Source organism: Variovorax paradoxus, from assembly GCA_016806145.1.
Lineage (GTDB): Bacteria > Pseudomonadota > Gammaproteobacteria > Burkholderiales > Burkholderiaceae_C > Variovorax.
Window position 1 is genome coordinate 4,567,213 of sequence record CP063166.1, and the last position, 17,947, is coordinate 4,585,159.

Below are 17,947 nucleotides of genomic sequence, written 5' to 3' on the forward strand. Positions count from 1 at the left end.
GGCTTAGCGTTTGAACCAGACGAAGTACGTCATCAGGACGAAGATCCCGAGCAGCATCGCGAAGGCGTAGTGGTAGATGTAGCCCGACTGCAGCCAGCGGACCACGCCCGAGATGCGGCCGACCAGCTTCCAGGAGCCATTGACGACCGCGCCGTCGATCAGTGCCTGATCGCCGCCCTTCCACAGGCCCATGCCAAGGGCGCGGGCACCGCGCGCGATGATGTTCTCGTTGATCCAGTCGAGGTAGTACTTGTTCTCGAGCAGGCGGTACACGGGGCCGAAGGCGCGCTTGATGGCGGCCGGCAGCGCCGGGTTGATCATGTACATGTAGTAGGACAGCGCCACGCCCGCGAGCGCGAGCCAGAACGGCATGGTCTGCAGGCCGTGGATGGCCATCGCGCCGGCGCCGTGGAAGGCCTCCTCGAGCTCCTTCATGGCGTGGTGCTTCGAGGCGTCGACGAAGATCGCGTCCTTGAAGAATTCGCCGTAGAGCATCGGGTGGATCGTCAGGAAGCCGATGACCACCGAGGGGATCGCGAGCAGCACCAGCGGCAGCCACACCACCCACGGCGACTCGTGCGGCTTGTGGTCGTCGTGACCGTGGCCATGGCCGTGGTCGTCGTGCGCGTGATGGTCGTCGTGGTGCGCATCGGGGTTCTGGTCGTAGCGTTCCTTGCCGTGGAAGACCAGGAAGTACATGCGGAACGAATAGAAGGCCGTGACGAACACGCCGATCAGCACCGCGTAGTAGGCGAAGTTCGCGCCCCACAGGTGGCTTTCCTTCACCGCCTCGATGATGCTGTCCTTCGAGTAGAAGCCCGAGAACAGCGGCGTGCCGATCAGCGCCAGCGAGCCCAGCAGCGAGGTGATCCAGGTGATCGGCATGTACTTGCGCACGCCGCCCATCCAGCGGATGTCCTGGTTGTGGTGCATGCCGATGATGACCGAACCGGCACCGAGGAACAGCAGCGCCTTGAAGAAGGCGTGGGTCATCAGGTGGAACACCGCGACCGAATAGGCCGAGGCGCCGAGCGCCACCGTCATGTAGCCCAGCTGCGACAGCGTGGAGTACGCCACCACGCGCTTGATGTCGTTCTGGATGATGCCCAGGAAGCCCATGAACAGCGCGGTGATGGCGCCGATCACGAGGATGAAGCTCAGGGCCGTGTCGCTCAGTTCGAACAGCGGCGACATGCGTGCCACCATGAAGATGCCGGCCGTCACCATGGTCGCCGCGTGGATCAGCGCCGAGATCGGGGTCGGGCCTTCCATCGAGTCGGGCAGCCACACGTGCAGCGGGAACTGCGCGCTCTTGCCCATCGCGCCGATGAACAGGCAGATGCAGATCACGGTGATCAGCATCCAGTCGGTGCCCGGGAAGGTGATGCCGCCGAGCGTGCCGGCCTTGGCGAAGGCTTCGGTGTAGTTGAGCGTGCCCGCGTAGGCCGCGATCAGGCCGATGCCGAGGATGAAGCCGAAGTCGCCCACGCGGTTGACCAGGAAGGCCTTCATGTTCGCGAAGATCGCGGTCGGCTTGTTGAACCAGAAGCCGATCAGCAGGTACGACACCAGGCCCACCGCTTCCCAGCCGAAGAACAGCTGCAGCATGTTGTTGCTCATCACGAGCATCAGCATGGAGAAGGTGAAGAGCGAGATGTACGCGAAGAAGCGGTTGTAGCCCTCGTCTTCTTCCATGTAGCCGATGGTGTAGATGTGGACCATCAGCGACACGAAGGTCACGACGCACATCATCATCGCGGTGAGGCCGTCGACCATGAAGCCGACTTCCATCTTGAGGCCGCCGACGACCATCCACTCGTAGAGGGTCTGGTTGAAGCGGGCGCCGTCGACGATGACCGACTTGAGCGTCAGCGCCGAGATGACGAAGGCGACGAACACGCCGAGGATGGTCAGCGAGTGCGTGATCTTGCGGCCGATGTGGTTGCCGCCGAACTTGGTGCCGAAGATGCCGGCCAGGGCCGCCCCGACCAGGGGGGCCATGGGAACGGCCAGCAGCGTGGATGCGGAAAGGGTTGCGCTCATTCTGGTGTCAGCCTTGGGATCAGCCCTTGAGCGAGTTGAGTTCGTCGACGTTGATGTTCGACTTGTTGCGGAACAGCAGCACCAGCAGCGCGAGGCCGATGGCCGACTCGGCCGCGGCCACCGTCAGGATGAAGAACACGAAGATCTGGCCGTGCATGTCGCCCAGGAAGTGCGAGAAGGCGACGAAGTTCATGTTGACCGCGAGCAGCATCAGCTCGATGGCCATCAGCAGCACGATCAGGTTCTTGCGGTTCAGGAAGATGCCGATCACCGACAGCGCGAACAGCATCGCGCCCAGCGAGAGGAAGTGTCCGAGGGTGAGCGTCATGCCTTGTTCTCCTTTGCTGCCGTCGGCGCCGCTTCGGCCGGGGCTTCCACCACGGGTTCCGCAGCGCGGGTCACCGGCATCTGCACCACGCGCACGCGGTCGCGCGCCTTCACGCGCACCTGGTCGGCCGGGTCGACGTACTTGCTGTCCTTGCGGGTGCGCAGGGTCAGGGCGATGGCGGCGATGATGGCCACCAGCAGGATGACCGCCGCGATCTCGAGCGGATAGAGGTATTCGGAATACAGCAGCTTGCCCAGCTCGAGCGTGTTGGAGCTGTTGGCCGCGGCCACCGCGCGCGGCGCTTCGCCGAGGCGGAAGCCGCCCATCAGCACGGCCGCCATCTCGAGCGCGATCAGCGCGCCGACGGCCGCCGCCAGCGGGAAGTGCTTCCAGAAGCCCTGGCGCAGGCTGTCGACGTTGATGTCCAGCATCATCACGACGAACAGGAACAGAACCATCACCGCGCCCACGTAGACCAGCACGAGCGAGATCGCGAGGAATTCGGCGCGCAGCAGCAGCCAGATGGCCGACGCCTGGAAGAAGGCCAGCACGAGGTACAGCGCCGCGTACACGGGATTGCGGGCGGTGATGACGCGGAACGATGCGAACAGCAGCACCGCGGCAAACAGATAGAACAAACCGGTCTTGACGTCCATGAGTTCGAATTCGTAGGGGTTCAGGCCAGGCCGGATCAGCGGTACTTGGCGTCAGCCGCCTTGTTCGCCGCAATTTCTGTTTCGTAGCGGTCGCCAACGGCCAGCAGCATGTCCTTGGTGAAGTACAGGTCGCCGCGCTTTTCGCCGTGGTATTCGAAGATGTGGGTCTCCACGATCGAGTCGACCGGGCAGCTCTCTTCGCAGAAGCCGCAGAAGATGCACTTCGTCAGGTCGATGTCGTAGCGCGTGGTGCGGCGCGAGCCGTCGTCGCGCACATCCGATTCGATGGTGATCGCGAGCGCGGGGCACACGGCCTCGCAGAGCTTGCAGGCGATGCAACGTTCCTCGCCGTTCTCGTAGCGGCGCAGCGCGTGCAGGCCGCGGAAGCGCGGCGACAGCGGCGTCTTCTCTTCGGGGAACTGCACCGTGATCTTGCGGCTGAAGGCGTACTTGCCCGTGATGGCCAGGCCCTTGAACAGCTCGAACAGCATGAAGCTGCCGAGGAAGTCCTTGAGCGAGAACGGCGCGGACGGGGTTGCGGTGTGCGCAGACATGGTGTTGGCGCTTCCAGTTATTTCCAGATGTTGAACGGCGTCTGCATCCAGCCACCGACCACGACCAGCCACACGAGGGTGACGGGAATGAAGATCTTCCAGCCCAGACGCATGATCTGGTCATAGCGGAAGCGCGGGAACGTCGAGCGCACCCACAGGAACATGGTGACCACGCAGAAGGTCTTGGCGCCGAGCCAGATCCAGCCCGGGATGAAGCTCAGGAACTCGAACGGGGGCAGCCAGCCGCCGAGGAACAGGATGACGGTCAGGATCGAGACCAGCCACATGTTCGCGTACTCGGCCAGGAAGAACATCGCGAAGCTCATGCCCGAGTACTCGATCATGTGCCCCGCGACGATTTCCGATTCGCCTTCCACCACGTCGAAGGGGTGGCGGTTGGTCTCGGCCAGGCCCGAGATGAAGTAGACGACGAAGATCGGCAGCAGCGGCAGCCAGTTCCACGACAGGAAGCCGACGCCGAGGTTGGCGAACATGCCCTTGCCCTGCACGTTGACGATCTCGCTCATGTTCAGGCTGCCGGTGACCATCAGCACCACGACGAAGCAGAAGCCCATCGCGATTTCGTAGCTCACCATCTGGGCCGATGCGCGCAGCGCGCCCAGGAAGGCGTACTTCGAGTTCGAGGCCCAGCCCGCGATGATCACGCCGTAGACCTCGAGCGAGGTGATGGCCATCACGAACAGCAGGCCGGCGTTGATGTTGGCGAGCGCGACGTCGGGACCGAAGGGGATCACGGCCCAGGCGGCGAGCGCCGGCATGATGGTCATGATCGGGCCGAGCAGGAACAGGCCCTTGTTGGCGACCGTCGGAAGGATGATTTCCTTGGTCATCAGCTTGAGCGCGTCGGCGATCGGCTGCAGCAGGCCCAGCGGCCCGATGCGGTTCGGGCCCACGCGGATCTGCGTGAAGCCGATGGCCTTGCGTTCCCACAGCGTGAGGTAGGCCACCGCCAGCATCAGCGGGATGACCACGACGATGATCTTGATCAGCGTCCAGATGACGGGCCAGACCACGGCGGTCCACCAGCCGGCGGCGACGAGACCCTGGCCGAAGCCGTGAATGGCGTCGATCATGCCGACACCTCCTCGGCCTGGGCGCTGGCGGGCGCGGCACCGATGCCGTGGCCCGCGTTGCGCGCGTCGGCGGTCAGTTGCAGCGACGGCGCGCGGCGCACGATCGAATCGAGCTGGTAGATGCTCGCGACCACGGGCGCGGCCGCACCGTTGGCGGCCACGGCGGCGGCGCCGGTGGCGTTGCGCAGCGCATCGGCCGGCAGCGCGCCGTTGTCGCCCACCGTGCGCAGCACGTCGGCGGTCGATTCGAACGCGAAGCCTTGCAGGCCCAGCAGGTTGGCGAGCACGCGCAGCACCTTCCAGGCCGGACGGGCTTCGCCCTGCGGCTTCACCACGGCGTGGAAGCTCTGCAGGCGGCCTTCGGCATTGACGAAGCTGCCGGGCGTTTCGGTGAACGGCGCGATCGGCAGCAGCACGTCGCTGAATTCGAGGTTGGCCTTGAACGGGCTCAGCGTGACGACCATCTGTGCGTTGCCGATGGTGTCGGCAGCGGCGGCGCCGGCGGCCGAGTCGAACACCGGCTCGGTGTTCAGCAGCAGCACGGCCTTGAGGCCGGAGCCGGCGGCGAGCATCTGGCCGGCGTTGAGGCCGCCGTTCTTCGGGAACGCGCCCACGAGCTGCGCGCCGACGGTGTTGGCGGCTTCGGTCAGGTAGCCGACGCTGGCGCCGGTCTGCGCGCCGATCCAGTTGGCCAGCGCGAGCAGGCTGCCGGCCTGCGCATGGTGCGCGGCGGCATTGCCCAGCAGGATGGCCTTGCGCTCGCCGCTCAGCAACGACGCGGCAATGGCCTGCGCGGTGGCGTCGGGCTCGTTGGCGGGTGCCAGCGGCGCGGCGGCGCCGGTGGACTGGCCCACCACGGTCGCGATCGCGGCCAGCACTTCGATCCATTGGCCGGCATCGACGATGGCGGCCTGCGCGGGCTGGATGGCCCAGGCTTCGGCGTCGGCCATCAGCTGCTTCGAGGTCAGCACGCTGAGCGCGGCGCCCTTGCGCACGGCCTGGCGGATGCGCTGCGCGAACAGCGGATGGTCCTTGCGCAAGTTCGAGCCGACGACGAAGGCGCGCTGCAGCTGCGTCAGCGAGGCGATCGAGGTGCCGAGCCAGCGGATGCCTTCGAAGGCCGTGAATTCGGCGTTGCGCAGGCGGTAGTCGATGTTGTCGCTGCCGAGCTCACGCGTGAGCTGCGCGGCGAGCTGAAGCTCCTCGAGCGTGCTGTGCGGGCTGACCAGCGTGCCGATGCTTTGCGCGCCATGGTCGGCCTTGATCTGCTTGAGGCCGTTGGCCACGTACTCGAGCGCGGTCTGCCAGTCGACCTGCTGCCATTGGCCGCCCTGCTTGAGCATGGGCTGCGTCAGGCGCTCGGTGCCGTTGAGCGCTTCGTACGAGAAGCGGTCGCGGTCGGCGATCCAGCATTCGTTGACGTCTTCGTTCTCGAGCGGCACCACGCGCATCACGCGGTTGTTCTTGACCTGGACGATCAGGTTGGCGCCGGTGGAGTCGTGCGGGCTCACCGACTTGCGGCGCGACAGCTCCCAGGTGCGGGCGCTGTAGCGGAAGGGCTTGCTCGTGAGCGCGCCGACCGGGCAGATGTCGATCATGTTGCCCGAGAGCTCGGAGTCGACCGAGTCGCCGAGGAAGGTCTCGATCTCGGAGTGCTCGCCGCGGTGCGACATGCCGAGCTCCATCACGCCGGCCACTTCCTGGCCGAAGCGGACGCAGCGCGTGCAGTGGATGCAGCGGCTCATCTCTTCCATGCTGATCAGCGGGCCCACGTCCTTGTGGAACACGACGCGCTTCTCTTCCTCGTAGCGCGAGGAGGAGCCGCCATAGCCCACGGCCAGGTCCTGCAGCTGGCATTCGCCGCCCTGGTCGCAGATCGGGCAGTCCAGCGGATGGTTGATCAGCAGGAACTCCATGACCGACTGCTGGGCCTTGATCGCCTTCTCGCTCTTGGTGCGGACGATCATGCCCTGCGTGACGGGCGTGGCGCAGGCCGGCATCGGCTTGGGCGCCTTTTCGACGTCGACCAGGCACATGCGGCAGTTGGCCGCGATGCTGAGCTTCTTGTGATAGCAGAAGTGCGGAATGTAGGTGCCGGCCTTGTCGGCAGCATGCATGACCATGCTGCCTTCGGCCACTTCGACCTTCTTGCCGTCGAGTTCGATTTCAACCATATGTCTTTTTCTCGCGCTCAGGCCTGGACCGTTGCTTTCGGGACGTAGCCCGGGATCAAGGCTTCGAACTCGTGGCGGAAGTGCTTGATCATGGCGCGCACCGGCATGGCCGCCGCGTCGCCGAGGGCGCAGATGGTGCGGCCCATGATGTCGCCGGCGACGGAGTCCAGCAGCTGCAGGTCGCTGGGCTTGCCCTGGCCGTTGTGGATGCGGTCGACCACGCGGTAGAGCCAGCCCGTGCCTTCGCGGCACGGCGTGCACTGGCCGCAGGATTCGTGCATGTAGAAGTACGAGAGGCGCTTGAGCGACTCGACCATCGAGCGGCTGTCGTCCATCACGATCACCGCGCCCGAGCCCAGCATCGAGCCGGCCTTCGAGATGGAGTCGTAGTCCATCGTGCACTGCATCATGATGTCGGCCGGCAGCACCGGTGCCGACGAGCCGCCAGGAATCACGGCCTTGAGCGTGCGGCCCTTGCGCACGCCGCCGGCCAGCTCGAGCAGCTTGGAGAACGGCGTGCCCATCGGCACTTCGTAGTTGCCCGGCAGTTCGACGTCGCCGCTGACCGAGTAGATCTTGGTGCCGCCGTTGTTCGGCTTGCCGCACTCGAGGTAGGCCGGACCGCCGTTGCGGATGATCCAGGGCACCGCCGCGAAGGTCTCGGTGTTGTTGATGGTGGTCGGCTTGCCGTACAGGCCGAAGCTGGCCGGGAACGGCGGCTTGAAGCGCGGCTGGCCCTTCTTGCCTTCGAGCGATTCGAGCAGCGCGGTTTCCTCGCCGCAGATGTAGGCGCCGAAGCCGTGGGCGGCGTGCAACTGGAAGTTGTACGTGCTGCCCATGATCTTGTCGCCGAGATAGCCGGCGGCGCGCGCTTCCTCGAGGGCTTCCTCGAAGCGGTCGTAGCTCTGGAAGATCTCGCCGTGGATGTAGTTGTAGCCCACGCTGATGCCCATCGCGTAAGCGGCGATGGCCATGCCTTCGATCACGATGTGCGGGTTGAACTGCAGGATGTCGCGGTCCTTGCAGGTGCCCGGCTCGCCTTCGTCCGAGTTGCAGACCAGGTACTTCTGGCCCGGGAACTGACGCGGCATGAAGCTCCACTTCAGGCCGGTCGGGAAACCGGCGCCGCCGCGGCCGCGCAGGCCCGAGGCCTTGACTTCGGCGATCACCTGGTCGGGCGTCAGGCCCTCGGTGAGGATCTTGCGCAGCGCCTGGTAGCCGCCGCGCGCCTCGTAGTCGGCCAGATGCCAGTTGGTGCCGTCGAGCCCGGCATAGATCTGGGCGCCGATGTGGCGGTCATGGAAGCAGGTCTGCACGCCGGTGGCGCGGAACTGCGAAAGAACCTGATCGGGCGTCATCACGCAGCCTCCCCGGGGGTTGCACCGCGCAGGCCATCGACGAGCTGGTCGAGCTTGTCGTTGCTCATGAAGCTGCACATCGTGCGGTCGTTGACCAGCATCACCGGCGAATCGGCGCAGGCGCCCAGGCATTCGCTCTGCTGCAGCGTGAACAGGCCGTCGGCCGTGGTCTCGCCCATCTTGATGCCGAGCTTCTTCTCGAGGTGCACGAGGGCGGTGACGCCATCGCGCAGCTGGCACGGCAGGTTGGTGCAGACGTTGAGCTTGTACTTGCCCACCGCATGCTGGTTGTACATGTTGTAGAAGGTCGTGACCTCGTGCACCGCGATCGGCGCCATGCCGAGGTACTCGGCGATCTCGCGCTCGCGCTGGGCGCTCACGAAACCCTCGTCCTGCTGCACGATGGCCAGGCAGGCCATCACGGCCGACTGCTTGCCGGCCTCGGGGTACTTGGCCACCTCGCGCGCGAAGCGTTCGAGGGTCTCAGGCTTCAGCGGCGCCGAAGGCGCCGCGTGAGTGTCATGGGTAGAGGAAGTCATTCGCTCTTTCTCACCTGTCGATTTCGCCGAACACGATGTCCATCGTGCCGATCACCGCGACAGCGTCGGCGATCATGTGACCGCGCGACATTTCGTCGAGGGCGGCGAGGTGCGGGAAGCCAGGGGCGCGGATCTTCAGGCGGTACGGCTTGTTGGCGCCGTCGCTCACGAGATAGATGCCGAACTCGCCCTTCGGATGCTCGACGGCAGCATAGGCCTCGCCTTCGGGCACGTGGAAGCCTTCGGTGAAGAGCTTGAAATGGTGGATCAGCTCCTCCATGTTCGCCTTCATCGATTCGCGCGCGGGCGCGGCGACCTTGTGGTTGTCGGTGATCACCGGGCCGGGGTTGGCACGCAGCCATGCCGAACACTGCTGGATGATCTTGTTGGCCTGGCGCATCTCCTCGACGCGAACCAGGTAGCGGTCGTAGCAGTCGCCCGTCTTGCCGAGCGGAATGTCGAACTGCATGCGGTCGTAGACGTCGTACGGCTGCTTCTTGCGCAGGTCCCACTCGACGCCCGAGCCGCGCAGCATCGGGCCGGTAAAGCCGAGGTTGAGCGCGCGCTCCGGCGTGACCACGCCGATGCCCACGGTGCGCTGCTTCCAGATGCGGTTGTCGGTGAGCAGCGTCTCGTACTCGTCGACCATCTTCGGGAAGCGCTTGCAGAAGTCGTCGACGAAGTCGAGCAGCGAGCCCTGGCGGTTCTCGTTGAGCTTCTCGATCGCCTTCGCGTTCTTGATCTTGCTGACCTTGTACTGCGGCATCACGTCCGGCAGGTCGCGGTACACGCCACCCGGACGGAAGTAGGCCGCGTGCATGCGCGCGCCCGACACCGCCTCGTACATGTCGAACAGGTCTTCGCGTTCGCGGAAGCAGTAGATGAGCATGTTCATCGCACCGCAATCGAGGCCGTGCGCGCCGAGCCACAGCAGGTGGTTCAGCAGCCGGGTGATCTCGGCGAACATGACGCGGATGTACTGCGCGCGGATCGGCACCTCGAGGCCCATCATCTTCTCGATGGCGAGGCAGTAGGCGTGTTCGTTGGACATCATCGACACGTAGTCGAGGCGGTCCATGTAGGGCAGCGACTGGATGAAGGTGCGCGATTCGGCGAGCTTCTCGGTCGCGCGGTGCAGCAGGCCGATGTGCGGGTCGGCGCGCTGGATCACTTCGCCGTCGAGCTCGAGCACCAGGCGCAGCACGCCGTGCGCCGCGGGATGCTGGGGACCGAAGTTGAGGGTGTAGTTCTTGATTTCGGCCATGTCAGTGGAGTCCGGCGCCGTAGTTGTCCTCGCGAATCACGCGCGGCGTGATCTCTCGCGGCTCGATCGATACCGGCTGGTAGACCACGCGCTTCTGTTCTTCGTCGTAGCGCATCTCGACATGACCCGACACCGGGAAGTCCTTGCGGAACGGATGGCCGATGAAGCCGTAGTCGGTCAGGATGCGGCGCAGGTCGTCGTGACCTTCGAACACGATGCCGTAGAGGTCGAAGGCCTCGCGCTCGAACCAGGTCGCCGCGTTCCACACCGGCTGCAAGGAATCGACCACCGGCAGGTCTTCGCTGGGCGCGAACACCCGCAGGCGCACGCGCTGATTGAGGCTCACCGACAGCAGGTGCGAGACGACGCCGTAGCGCTCGCCTTCCCACTCGCCTTCGCGGTAGTCGGAATAGTCCATACCGCAGAGGTCGATCAGCTGCTCGAAGCGGCAGCCCGGCGCATCGCGCAGCAGCAGCGCCGCATCGATGTAGTTCGCGGCGCTCACCACCACGGTCACTTCGCCGAGCGCAACGGTCACGCTGCGCGCCTTGTCGCCCAGGGTCTGCACCAGAGTCGCCTGCAGCGCCTCCGGAGAAATTGCAAAGTCGGTCATCTCGGCAATTCCTCAGGCACGCGCGATGGTGTTGGTGCGGCGGATCTTCTGCTGCAGCTGGATGATCCCGTAGAGCAGCGCCTCGGCGGTGGGCGGGCAGCCCGGCACGTAGACGTCGACCGGAACGATCCGGTCGCAGCCGCGCACCACGGAGTAGCTGTAGTGGTAGTAGCCGCCGCCGTTGGCGCACGAGCCCATCGAGAGCACCCAGCGCGGTTCGGGCATCTGGTCGTAGACCTTGCGCAGCGCCGGCGCCATCTTGTTGCACAGCGTGCCGGCCACGATCATCAGATCGGACTGACGCGGGCTCGGACGAAACAGCATGCCGAAACGGTCGATGTCGTAGCGGGCCGCGCCGGCGTGCATCATTTCGACCGCACAGCAGGCCAGACCGAACGTCATCGGCCACAGAGATCCGGTCTTCGCCCAGTTCACCACCGAGTCGTAGGTGGTCGTGACGAAGCCTTCCTTGAGAACGCCTTCAATGGCCATCGTGTAGCTTCCTTATTCCCAGTCGAGCGCGCCTTTTTTCCACTCGTAGGCGAAGCCCACGACGAGGATGGCGAGAAAGATCATCATGGCCCAGAAGCCGACAGCACCGATCTCCTTGAGCGCAATGGCCCACGGGAAGAGAAAGGCAATCTCCAGATCGAACAGGATGAAGAGAATGGCAACCAGGTAATAGCGCACGTCGAACTTCATGCGCGCATCCTCGAAGGCCTCGAAGCCGCACTCGTAGGGTGCGTTCTTGGCTGCGTCAGGCCGATTGGGGCCGAGGATGTATCCGATGACCTGTGGAGCGACGCCTACGCCGACCCCGACCAGAATGAACAAGAGGACGGGAAGGTAGGAATCGAGGTTCATCGGGAGCTTTCACCGCTTGCCACCGACAGAAGCACCTTCATGAGGCGTCCTGTCGGTGAGATTTGGTGCGGTCGGCGAGACTCGAACTCGCACAGCTTTCGCCACTACCCCCTCAAGATAGCGTGTCTACCAATTTCACCACGACCGCGGTTTTTTCTGTTCGGATGGCATGAGGTGCCTACTAAGAGGTTTGGCTTTCCGAACAGCTTTAGAGTTTACCCTGAAATGAAGCCATTTCTTACGGGCCACTCTGAAAACATCAGAGTTACTTGCTGGGAATCTGTCCCGCGCCAGCCGCGGGCGCGCTCGCAGGCGCCGCAGCAGGTGCCGCACCCGACTGGCCCGAGGGAATCTGGCCTGCCGCGCCCGAAGCCGGCGTGGCCGGCGCGCCGATGGCCGCGCGCTCCAGCAGGCTGCCGCCGCCCGTGGGACGTGCATGGCTGAAGTAGGCCAGCAGCAGCGTGCAGGCGAAGAACACCGCGGCCAGCACGGCCGTGGTGCGCGAGAGGAAGTTCGCGCTGCCGCTGGCGCCGAAGAGGCTGCCGGCGCTGCCGCTGCCGAAGGCCGCGCCCATGTCGGCGCCCTTGCCGTGCTGGATCAGGATCAGCCCGATCATCACCAGCGCCGACAGCATCTGCACGCCGACCAGAAGGTTGAGGACCACGTTCATTCGTTCTTACTCCTAATTGATGCCTGCCCTGCCCGCTTCAGCGGGCGGCGGCGGAAATGATCTGCAAAAAGTCGGGGGCCTTCAGGGAAGCGCCGCCGATCAGGCCGCCGTCGATGTCGGCTTGCGCCAACAGTTCGGCCGCGTTGGCGGCATTCATGCTGCCGCCGTAGAGGATCTTGATACCGGCCGCGTGCTCGCTCGCGGCGTGATGCAGTTGCGCGCGCAACACCGCGTGCACCGCCTGCGCCTGTTCGGGCGTGGCCGTCTTGCCGGTGCCGATGGCCCACACGGGTTCGTAGGCGACCACGATCTCGCTGATGCAGTGGCCGTTCACGTGGATGACCGCCGCCAGTTGGCGCTTCACCACTTCCTCGGTCTGCCCTGCTTCGCGCTGCGCCAGCGTCTCGCCGACGCAGACGATCGGCGTGATGCCGTTGGCCAGTGCGGCCGCGGTCTTCGCGGCCACGGCGTCATCGGTCTCGCCGTGGTACTGGCGGCGCTCCGAATGGCCGACGATGGCATAGCGCACACCGAAGTCCTTCAGCATCGCCGCCGACTGCTCGCCCGTGAAGGCGCCCTGCGCCTGCGCGGAGATATCCTGCGCACCCAGCGCCATCGGCGAACCCGCCAGCAGCGACTGCAGTTGCGCGAAATACGGTGCGGGGGCGCACAGCGCGATGTCGCACGCGGGCGCATTCGCCGCGAGCCCCTGCCCCAGCGCCGTCACCAGCGCCTCGTTGGCAGCCAGGCTGCCGTTCATCTTCCAGTTCCCTGCGATCAGCTTCTTGTGGGTCGTCATCGTGCTCGTCTCGTCACCATGTCAGCACGATCTTGCCGATGTGCTGGTTCGATTCCATCAACGCATGCGCCTGCGCCGCGCCGCTGGGCTCGCCGGCCGCCGCGAAGGTGCTGTGGATCACCGGCTTGACCGCGCCGCTCTCGAGCAGCGGCCAGACCTTCTCGCGCAGCGCCCGGGCGATCGCGCCCTTGAATGCCACCGGCCGCGGACGCAGCGTCGACCCCGTGATCGTGAGCCGCTTGCGCAGCACCAGACCCGCGTTGATCTGGCTCTTGACGCCGCCCTGCACCGCGATGATCACCAGCCGGCCGTCCTCGGCCAGGCATTCGACCTCGCGCGCCACGTAGTCGCCCGCTACCATGTCGAGGATGACGTCCACGCCCTTGCCGCCGGTCAGCGACTTCGCCACTTCGACGAAATCGGCCGTGCGGTAGTTGATCGCGTGATCGGCGCCGAGTTTCAGGCAGGCCTCGCACTTGTCGTCGCTGCCGGCCGTGACGATCACGGTCGCGCCCAGCGCCTTGGCGATCTGGATTGCCGTGACGCCGATGCCGCTCGAACCGCCCTGTATCAGCAGGGTTTCGCCCTGCTGCAGGCGGCCGCGCTCGAACACGTTGCTCCAGACGGTGAAGAAGGTCTCGGGCAGCGAAGCCGCCTCGATGTCGCTCCAGCCTTTAGGCACCGGCAGGCACTGCGCCACGGGCGCCACGCACAGCTGCGCATAGCCGCCGCCGGCGATCAGCGCGCAGACGCGGTCGCCGATCGCGAAGCCCGCCTCGGCCAGTGCCGCGGCATCGCCCGACACGATCTCGCCGGCCACCTCGAGGCCCGGCAGGTCGGAAGCGCCGGGCGGCACCGGATAGTGGCCCATGCGCTGCAGCACGTCGGGGCGGTTGACACCGCTGGCCGACACGCGGATCAGCAACTCGCCCGCGCCGGCGACGGGATCGGGACGATCCGTGACGCGCAGCACCTCGGGGGCGCCGTACGAAGCGATTTCAATGGCTTTCATGGTCTCCTGGCCTCCAGCCGCCCGTGCGACGGGCGCATTCAGCAATCGGAAAAGCAAAGGCGGCGCGCGGCGCAGGCCGCGGCCGCCATGGCCTTCTTACTCCTGCGACTCGCGCGGAGCCTGCGGCTGCTGCGACTCGCCGGCCGGAGCCTGGTCGTTGCGCGGCTGCTGCTGCTGGTCGTTGTTGAAGCGCGGAGCGCGCTCGCCACGGTCGCCGCCGCGGTCACCGCGATCGCCACCACGGTCACCGCGGTCGCCACGGTCACGGCGCTCGCCGCCACGGTCACCGCGGTCGCCACGGTCTTCGCGCGGCGGGCGCTCGCTGTATTCCATGCCGGCCGGACGCTCGGTCAGCGCCTTCATCGACAGCTTGACGCGGCCCTTGTCGTCGGTCTCGAGGACCTTGACCTTCACGATCTGGCCTTCGCTCAGGTAGTCGGTCACCTTCTCGACGCGTTCGTGCGCGATCTGGCTGATGTGCAGCAGGCCGTCCTTGCCGGGCAGCAGGTTGATCAGCGCGCCGAAGTCCAGGATCTTGGTGACCGGGCCTTCGTAGATCTTGCCGATCTCGACCTCGGCCGTGATCTGCTCGATGCGCTTCTTGGCCTCTTCGGCCTTGGCCGGATCGGTCGACGCGATGGTGATGGTGCCGTCTTCGTCGATGTTGATCTGCGTGCCGGTTTCTTCCTGCAGGCCGCGGATGACCGCGCCGCCCTTGCCGATCACGTCGCGGATCTTCTCGGGGTTGATCTTCAGCGTGGTCAGGCGCGGTGCGAACTGCGACACGTCGGCCTTGGCCTCGCCCATCGCTTCCTGCATCTTGCCGAGGATGTGCATGCGCGCTTCCTTGGCTTGTGCCAGCGCGACCTGCATGATTTCCTTGGTGATGCCCTGGATCTTGATGTCCATCTGCAGCGCGGTGATGCCGTTGGTCGTGCCGGCCACCTTGAAGTCCATGTCGCCGAGGTGGTCCTCGTCGCCCAGGATGTCGGTCAGTACCGCGAAGCGGTTGTCTTCCTTGATCAGGCCCATGGCGATGCCGGCCACGTGGGCCTTCATCGGCACGCCGGCGTCCATCATCGAGAGGCAGCCGCCGCAGACCGAAGCCATCGACGAGGAGCCGTTCGACTCGGTGATTTCCGACACCACGCGCACGGTGTAGGGGAACTCTTCCTTGTTCGGCAGCACGGCGACGAGCGCGCGCTTGGCGAGGCGGCCGTGGCCGACTTCGCGACGCTTGGTCGAGCCCATGCGGCCGACTTCACCGGTGGCGAAGGGAGGCATGTTGTAGTGGAACAGGAAGCGGTCCTCGAACTCGCCGGCCAGCGCGTCGATGCGCTGCGCGTCGCGTTCGGTGCCCAGCGTGGTCACGACCAGCGCCTGGGTCTCGCCGCGCGTGAACAGCGCCGAGCCGTGGGTGCGCGGCAGCACCGAGTTGCGGATCTCGATCGGGCGCACGGTGCGCGTGTCGCGGCCGTCGATGCGCGGCTCGCCTTGCAGGATCTGGCTGCGCACGATGCGCGCTTCGATCGCGAACAGCAGGTCGCTGACCTTGCCCGCGTCGAAGGCGGCGCCTTCGGCCTTCAGGGCCTCGTAGACGCTGGCATTGGCTTCGCGCAGGGCCTGGGTGCGGGCCTGCTTGCTGCGGATCTGGTAGACGGCGCGCAGCTTCTCTTCGGCCAGGCCGTTGACCTTGGCGATGAAGTCCTCGTCCTTGGCTTCGGGCGCCCAGGTGCCTTCCTTGAGCCACAGCGGCTTGCCGGCTTCGCGCACCAGTTCGTGGATGGCGTTGATCGCCAGCTTGCCTTGCTCGTGGCCGAAGACCACGGCGCCGAGCATGATGTCCTCGGCCAGTTGCTGGGCTTCGGACTCGACCATCAGCACGGCGGCTTCGGTGCCGGCCACGACGAGGTCCATCTGCGAATCCTTGCGCGCGGTCTGGCCCGGGTTCAGCACGTACTGGCCGTTGATGTAGCCCACGCGCGCGGCGCCGATCGGGCCGTCGAACGGAATGCCCGAGACCGACAGGGCGGCGCTCACGGCGATCATCGCGGCGATGTCGGCGTCGACTTCGGGGTTCAGCGACACGGTGTGGATCACCACGTGCACTTCGTTGAGGAAGCCCTCGGGGAACAGCGGACGGATCGGGCGGTCGATCAGGCGGCTGGTCAGGGTTTCGTGTTCGCTGGGCTTGGCTTCGCGCTTGAAGAAGCTGCCGGGGATCTTGCCGGCGGCATAGGTCTTCTCGATGTAGTCGACGGTCAGCGGGAAGAAGTCCTGGCCCGGCTTGGCGGTCTTCGAAGCGACCACGGTGGCCAGCACGACGGTGCCATCGATGTCGACCAGCACGGCGCCCGTGGCCTGGCGGGCGATTTCGCCCGTTTCCATGACGACGGTCTTGTCGCCCCATTGGAAGGACTTGGTGACTTTGTTGAAGAGGCTCATGTTTGCTCCTGTTTTAGTAGCAGATCATCGAAGATCCGCAGGACTCGGAGGGCTTTCTCAGAACACGATGCCATTCCAGCGAAGCTCGTCTCGAACTTCCCTGGAATGACACAGCTTCGCTCTGTAGGGCACCCCGAAAGTGGTTCGCGAAGTAAAAAACGCCTGAGCTAGCGGACTAACCCAGGCGTTTTTTCTTGCGATTCGGCTTACTTGCGCAGGCCCAGCTTGGCGATCAGCGCGGTGTAACGGTCGGCGTCCTTGGACTTCAGGTAGTCGAGCAGCTTGCGACGGCGGCTCACCATGCGCAGCAGGCCGCGACGGCCGTGGTGGTCCTTGGCGTGCGTCTTGAAGTGGGGGGTGAGCTCGTTGATGCGGGCGGTCAGCAGTGCGACTTGCACTTCGGGGCTGCCGGTGTCGTTGGCTGCGCGGGCGTTGTCCTTGACGACTTCGGCCTTGATGGAGGCTGCGATCATTGATTTTTCCTTTGTTCCGGTGGTGTTTGACTTGCGGTGGGTGCTGGAACTGCGCCCACCGTGCGCCTTGCGGCATGCAAAGCCTTGGGATTATACATCGGCCGTCCCGGACGCCCCTTCGCGGCGCCGTCCGTCGAGCGAGACCAGCGCCACCGCCCCCAGCACGCAGGCGGCGCCGGCGATCTGGGGCCAGCCCACCGGCTCGCCGAGCCACCAGGCCGCCAGGGCCAGCGCCGACACCGGCATCAGCGCCGTGAACAGCGCCGCCTCGGCGCCGCTGAGCCGGGCCGCGCCCGCGTACCAGAGCAGGAAGCCCGCCACCGTCGGCACCAGCGCGTAGTAGGCCACACCGGCCAGCGCCTCGGCCGGCACCGCCTGCAGCCAGGCGCGCTCGAGCAGCGCGGGCGGCAGCGACAGCAGCAGCCCCAGCGCGGTCATCGCGGTCGACTGCGCGAGCGGCGGCAGCGGCACGCGCAGCCGCTTGTTGAGCAGGATGAACAGCGATTCGAAGGCCACCGCGCCCAGCACCAGCAGGTTGCCGAGCAGCGCGGCCGGCGTGCGGGCGCCGCCCTCCCCGCCCGGCCGCAGCGTGATCGCCAGCACGCCCAGGCTCGCGAGCACGATCCCGCCCAGCAAGTAGCGCCCGGGCCGCTCGCGCAGCGCGAGCACCGCCACCAGCGCGGCGATGGCCGGCAGGGTGCCGGCCACCACGCCCGCGTCGGCCGCCGGCGCCCAGCGCAGGCCCAGGATCAGCAGCACCGTGTAGCCGACGCTGCCCGCGGCCGCCTGGCACAGCAGCAGCCAGGCATCGTGCCGGCTCGGCCGCGGCCAGCGCACGCGCACCCCCCGCATCAGCACCACGAACACCGGCAGCGCCAGCGCGAAGCGCAGCGCGGTCGCCGTGAACGGCGGCAGGCCGCCCGCGATCTGCTTGCTCGCGACCACCGTGCTGCCGACCGTGACCATCGCGAGCGCGCACAGCCACATTCCCTTGCTGCGTTCCGACATGCCTATCGCCTTTCATTTGCAGAAGGCGCGAGCGTCTCCCGCCGCGGGCGCGG

Annotated in this window: 18 protein-coding genes and 1 tRNA gene; all 19 read right to left on the reverse strand. The window is 66.1% G+C overall.

Annotation, left to right across the window (positions count from 1 at the left end):
• Positions 1-3: 3 nt before the first annotated feature.
• The 19 genes from nuoL to INQ48_21420 all read right to left on the reverse strand — a co-directional run bounded on the left by nuoL (position 4) and on the right by INQ48_21420 (position 17,894).
• Entirely contained in the window at positions 4-2,043 is a 2,040-nt protein-coding gene (gene nuoL / locus INQ48_21330; GenBank protein QRF55908.1) for an NADH-quinone oxidoreductase subunit L, read from the reverse strand.
• 19 nt (positions 2,044-2,062) lie between these two features.
• The gene (nuoK, locus tag INQ48_21335; protein QRF55909.1) at positions 2,063-2,371 is read right to left on the reverse strand and encodes an NADH-quinone oxidoreductase subunit NuoK; all 309 of its coding nucleotides are present in this window, start codon (positions 2,369-2,371) and stop codon (positions 2,063-2,065) included.
• Entirely contained in the window at positions 2,368-3,027 is a 660-nt protein-coding gene (locus tag INQ48_21340) for an NADH-quinone oxidoreductase subunit J (GenBank protein ID QRF55910.1), read from the reverse strand. Before INQ48_21340 ends, nuoK begins: the two co-directional genes overlap by 4 nt.
• Positions 3,028-3,062: 35 nt before the next feature.
• Entirely contained in the window at positions 3,063-3,581 is a 519-nt protein-coding gene (gene nuoI, locus INQ48_21345) for an NADH-quinone oxidoreductase subunit NuoI (GenBank protein QRF55911.1), read from the reverse strand.
• 17 nt (positions 3,582-3,598) lie between these two features.
• Positions 3,599-4,675 carry an NADH-quinone oxidoreductase subunit NuoH gene (gene nuoH, locus INQ48_21350; protein QRF55912.1) on the reverse strand — a complete coding sequence of 359 codons (1,077 nt, stop codon included), beginning with the start codon at positions 4,673-4,675 and terminating at the stop codon, positions 3,599-3,601.
• Positions 4,672-6,849, reverse strand: a complete 2,178-nt coding sequence (locus tag INQ48_21355; protein ID QRF55913.1) for an NADH-quinone oxidoreductase subunit G — start codon at positions 6,847-6,849, stop codon at positions 4,672-4,674. The genes nuoH and INQ48_21355 overlap by 4 nt, the downstream gene beginning before the upstream one ends.
• A gap of 17 nt (positions 6,850-6,866) precedes the next feature.
• Positions 6,867-8,207, reverse strand: a complete 1,341-nt coding sequence (nuoF, locus tag INQ48_21360) for an NADH-quinone oxidoreductase subunit NuoF (GenBank protein ID QRF55914.1) — start codon at positions 8,205-8,207, stop codon at positions 6,867-6,869.
• The gene (locus INQ48_21365) at positions 8,207-8,746 is read right to left on the reverse strand and encodes an NAD(P)H-dependent oxidoreductase subunit E (GenBank protein QRF55915.1); all 540 of its coding nucleotides are present in this window, start codon (positions 8,744-8,746) and stop codon (positions 8,207-8,209) included. Before INQ48_21365 ends, nuoF begins: the two co-directional genes overlap by 1 nt.
• Before the next feature lie 10 nt (positions 8,747-8,756).
• Positions 8,757-10,010 carry an NADH-quinone oxidoreductase subunit D gene (locus INQ48_21370; protein ID QRF55916.1) on the reverse strand — a complete coding sequence of 418 codons (1,254 nt, stop codon included), beginning with the start codon at positions 10,008-10,010 and terminating at the stop codon, positions 8,757-8,759.
• 1 nt (position 10,011) lies between these two features.
• Positions 10,012-10,623, reverse strand: coding sequence for an NADH-quinone oxidoreductase subunit C (locus tag INQ48_21375; protein ID QRF55917.1), 612 nt, complete (start codon positions 10,621-10,623; stop codon positions 10,012-10,014).
• A gap of 12 nt (positions 10,624-10,635) precedes the next feature.
• Positions 10,636-11,115, reverse strand: coding sequence for an NADH-quinone oxidoreductase subunit B (locus INQ48_21380; GenBank protein QRF55918.1), 480 nt, complete (start codon positions 11,113-11,115; stop codon positions 10,636-10,638).
• A 12-nt stretch (positions 11,116-11,127) separates the two neighbouring features.
• Entirely contained in the window at positions 11,128-11,487 is a 360-nt protein-coding gene (locus INQ48_21385; protein ID QRF55919.1) for an NADH-quinone oxidoreductase subunit A, read from the reverse strand.
• Between the two features lie 63 nt (positions 11,488-11,550).
• Positions 11,551-11,635 (reverse strand) — tRNA-Leu (locus tag INQ48_21390).
• Between the two features lie 117 nt (positions 11,636-11,752).
• On the reverse strand, positions 11,753-12,157 hold the full coding sequence (gene secG, locus INQ48_21395; protein ID QRF55920.1) for a preprotein translocase subunit SecG: 405 nt from the start codon (positions 12,155-12,157) through the stop codon (positions 11,753-11,755).
• A 37-nt stretch (positions 12,158-12,194) separates the two neighbouring features.
• The gene (locus INQ48_21400) at positions 12,195-12,956 is read right to left on the reverse strand and encodes a triose-phosphate isomerase (GenBank protein ID QRF55921.1); all 762 of its coding nucleotides are present in this window, start codon (positions 12,954-12,956) and stop codon (positions 12,195-12,197) included.
• 13 nt (positions 12,957-12,969) lie between these two features.
• The gene (locus tag INQ48_21405; GenBank protein QRF55922.1) at positions 12,970-13,968 is read right to left on the reverse strand and encodes an NAD(P)H-quinone oxidoreductase; all 999 of its coding nucleotides are present in this window, start codon (positions 13,966-13,968) and stop codon (positions 12,970-12,972) included.
• Between the two features lie 96 nt (positions 13,969-14,064).
• Positions 14,065-16,413: a polyribonucleotide nucleotidyltransferase gene (gene pnp / locus INQ48_21410; protein QRF55923.1), complete on the reverse strand. Its 2,349-nt coding sequence runs from the start codon at positions 16,411-16,413 to the stop codon at positions 14,065-14,067.
• A 206-nt stretch (positions 16,414-16,619) separates the two neighbouring features.
• Positions 16,620-16,886 carry a 30S ribosomal protein S15 gene (gene rpsO / locus INQ48_21415; GenBank protein ID QRF55924.1) on the reverse strand — a complete coding sequence of 89 codons (267 nt, stop codon included), beginning with the start codon at positions 16,884-16,886 and terminating at the stop codon, positions 16,620-16,622.
• 90 nt (positions 16,887-16,976) lie between these two features.
• On the reverse strand, positions 16,977-17,894 hold the full coding sequence (locus INQ48_21420) for a DMT family transporter (GenBank protein QRF55925.1): 918 nt from the start codon (positions 17,892-17,894) through the stop codon (positions 16,977-16,979).
• Between the last annotated feature and the right edge of the window lie 53 nt (positions 17,895-17,947).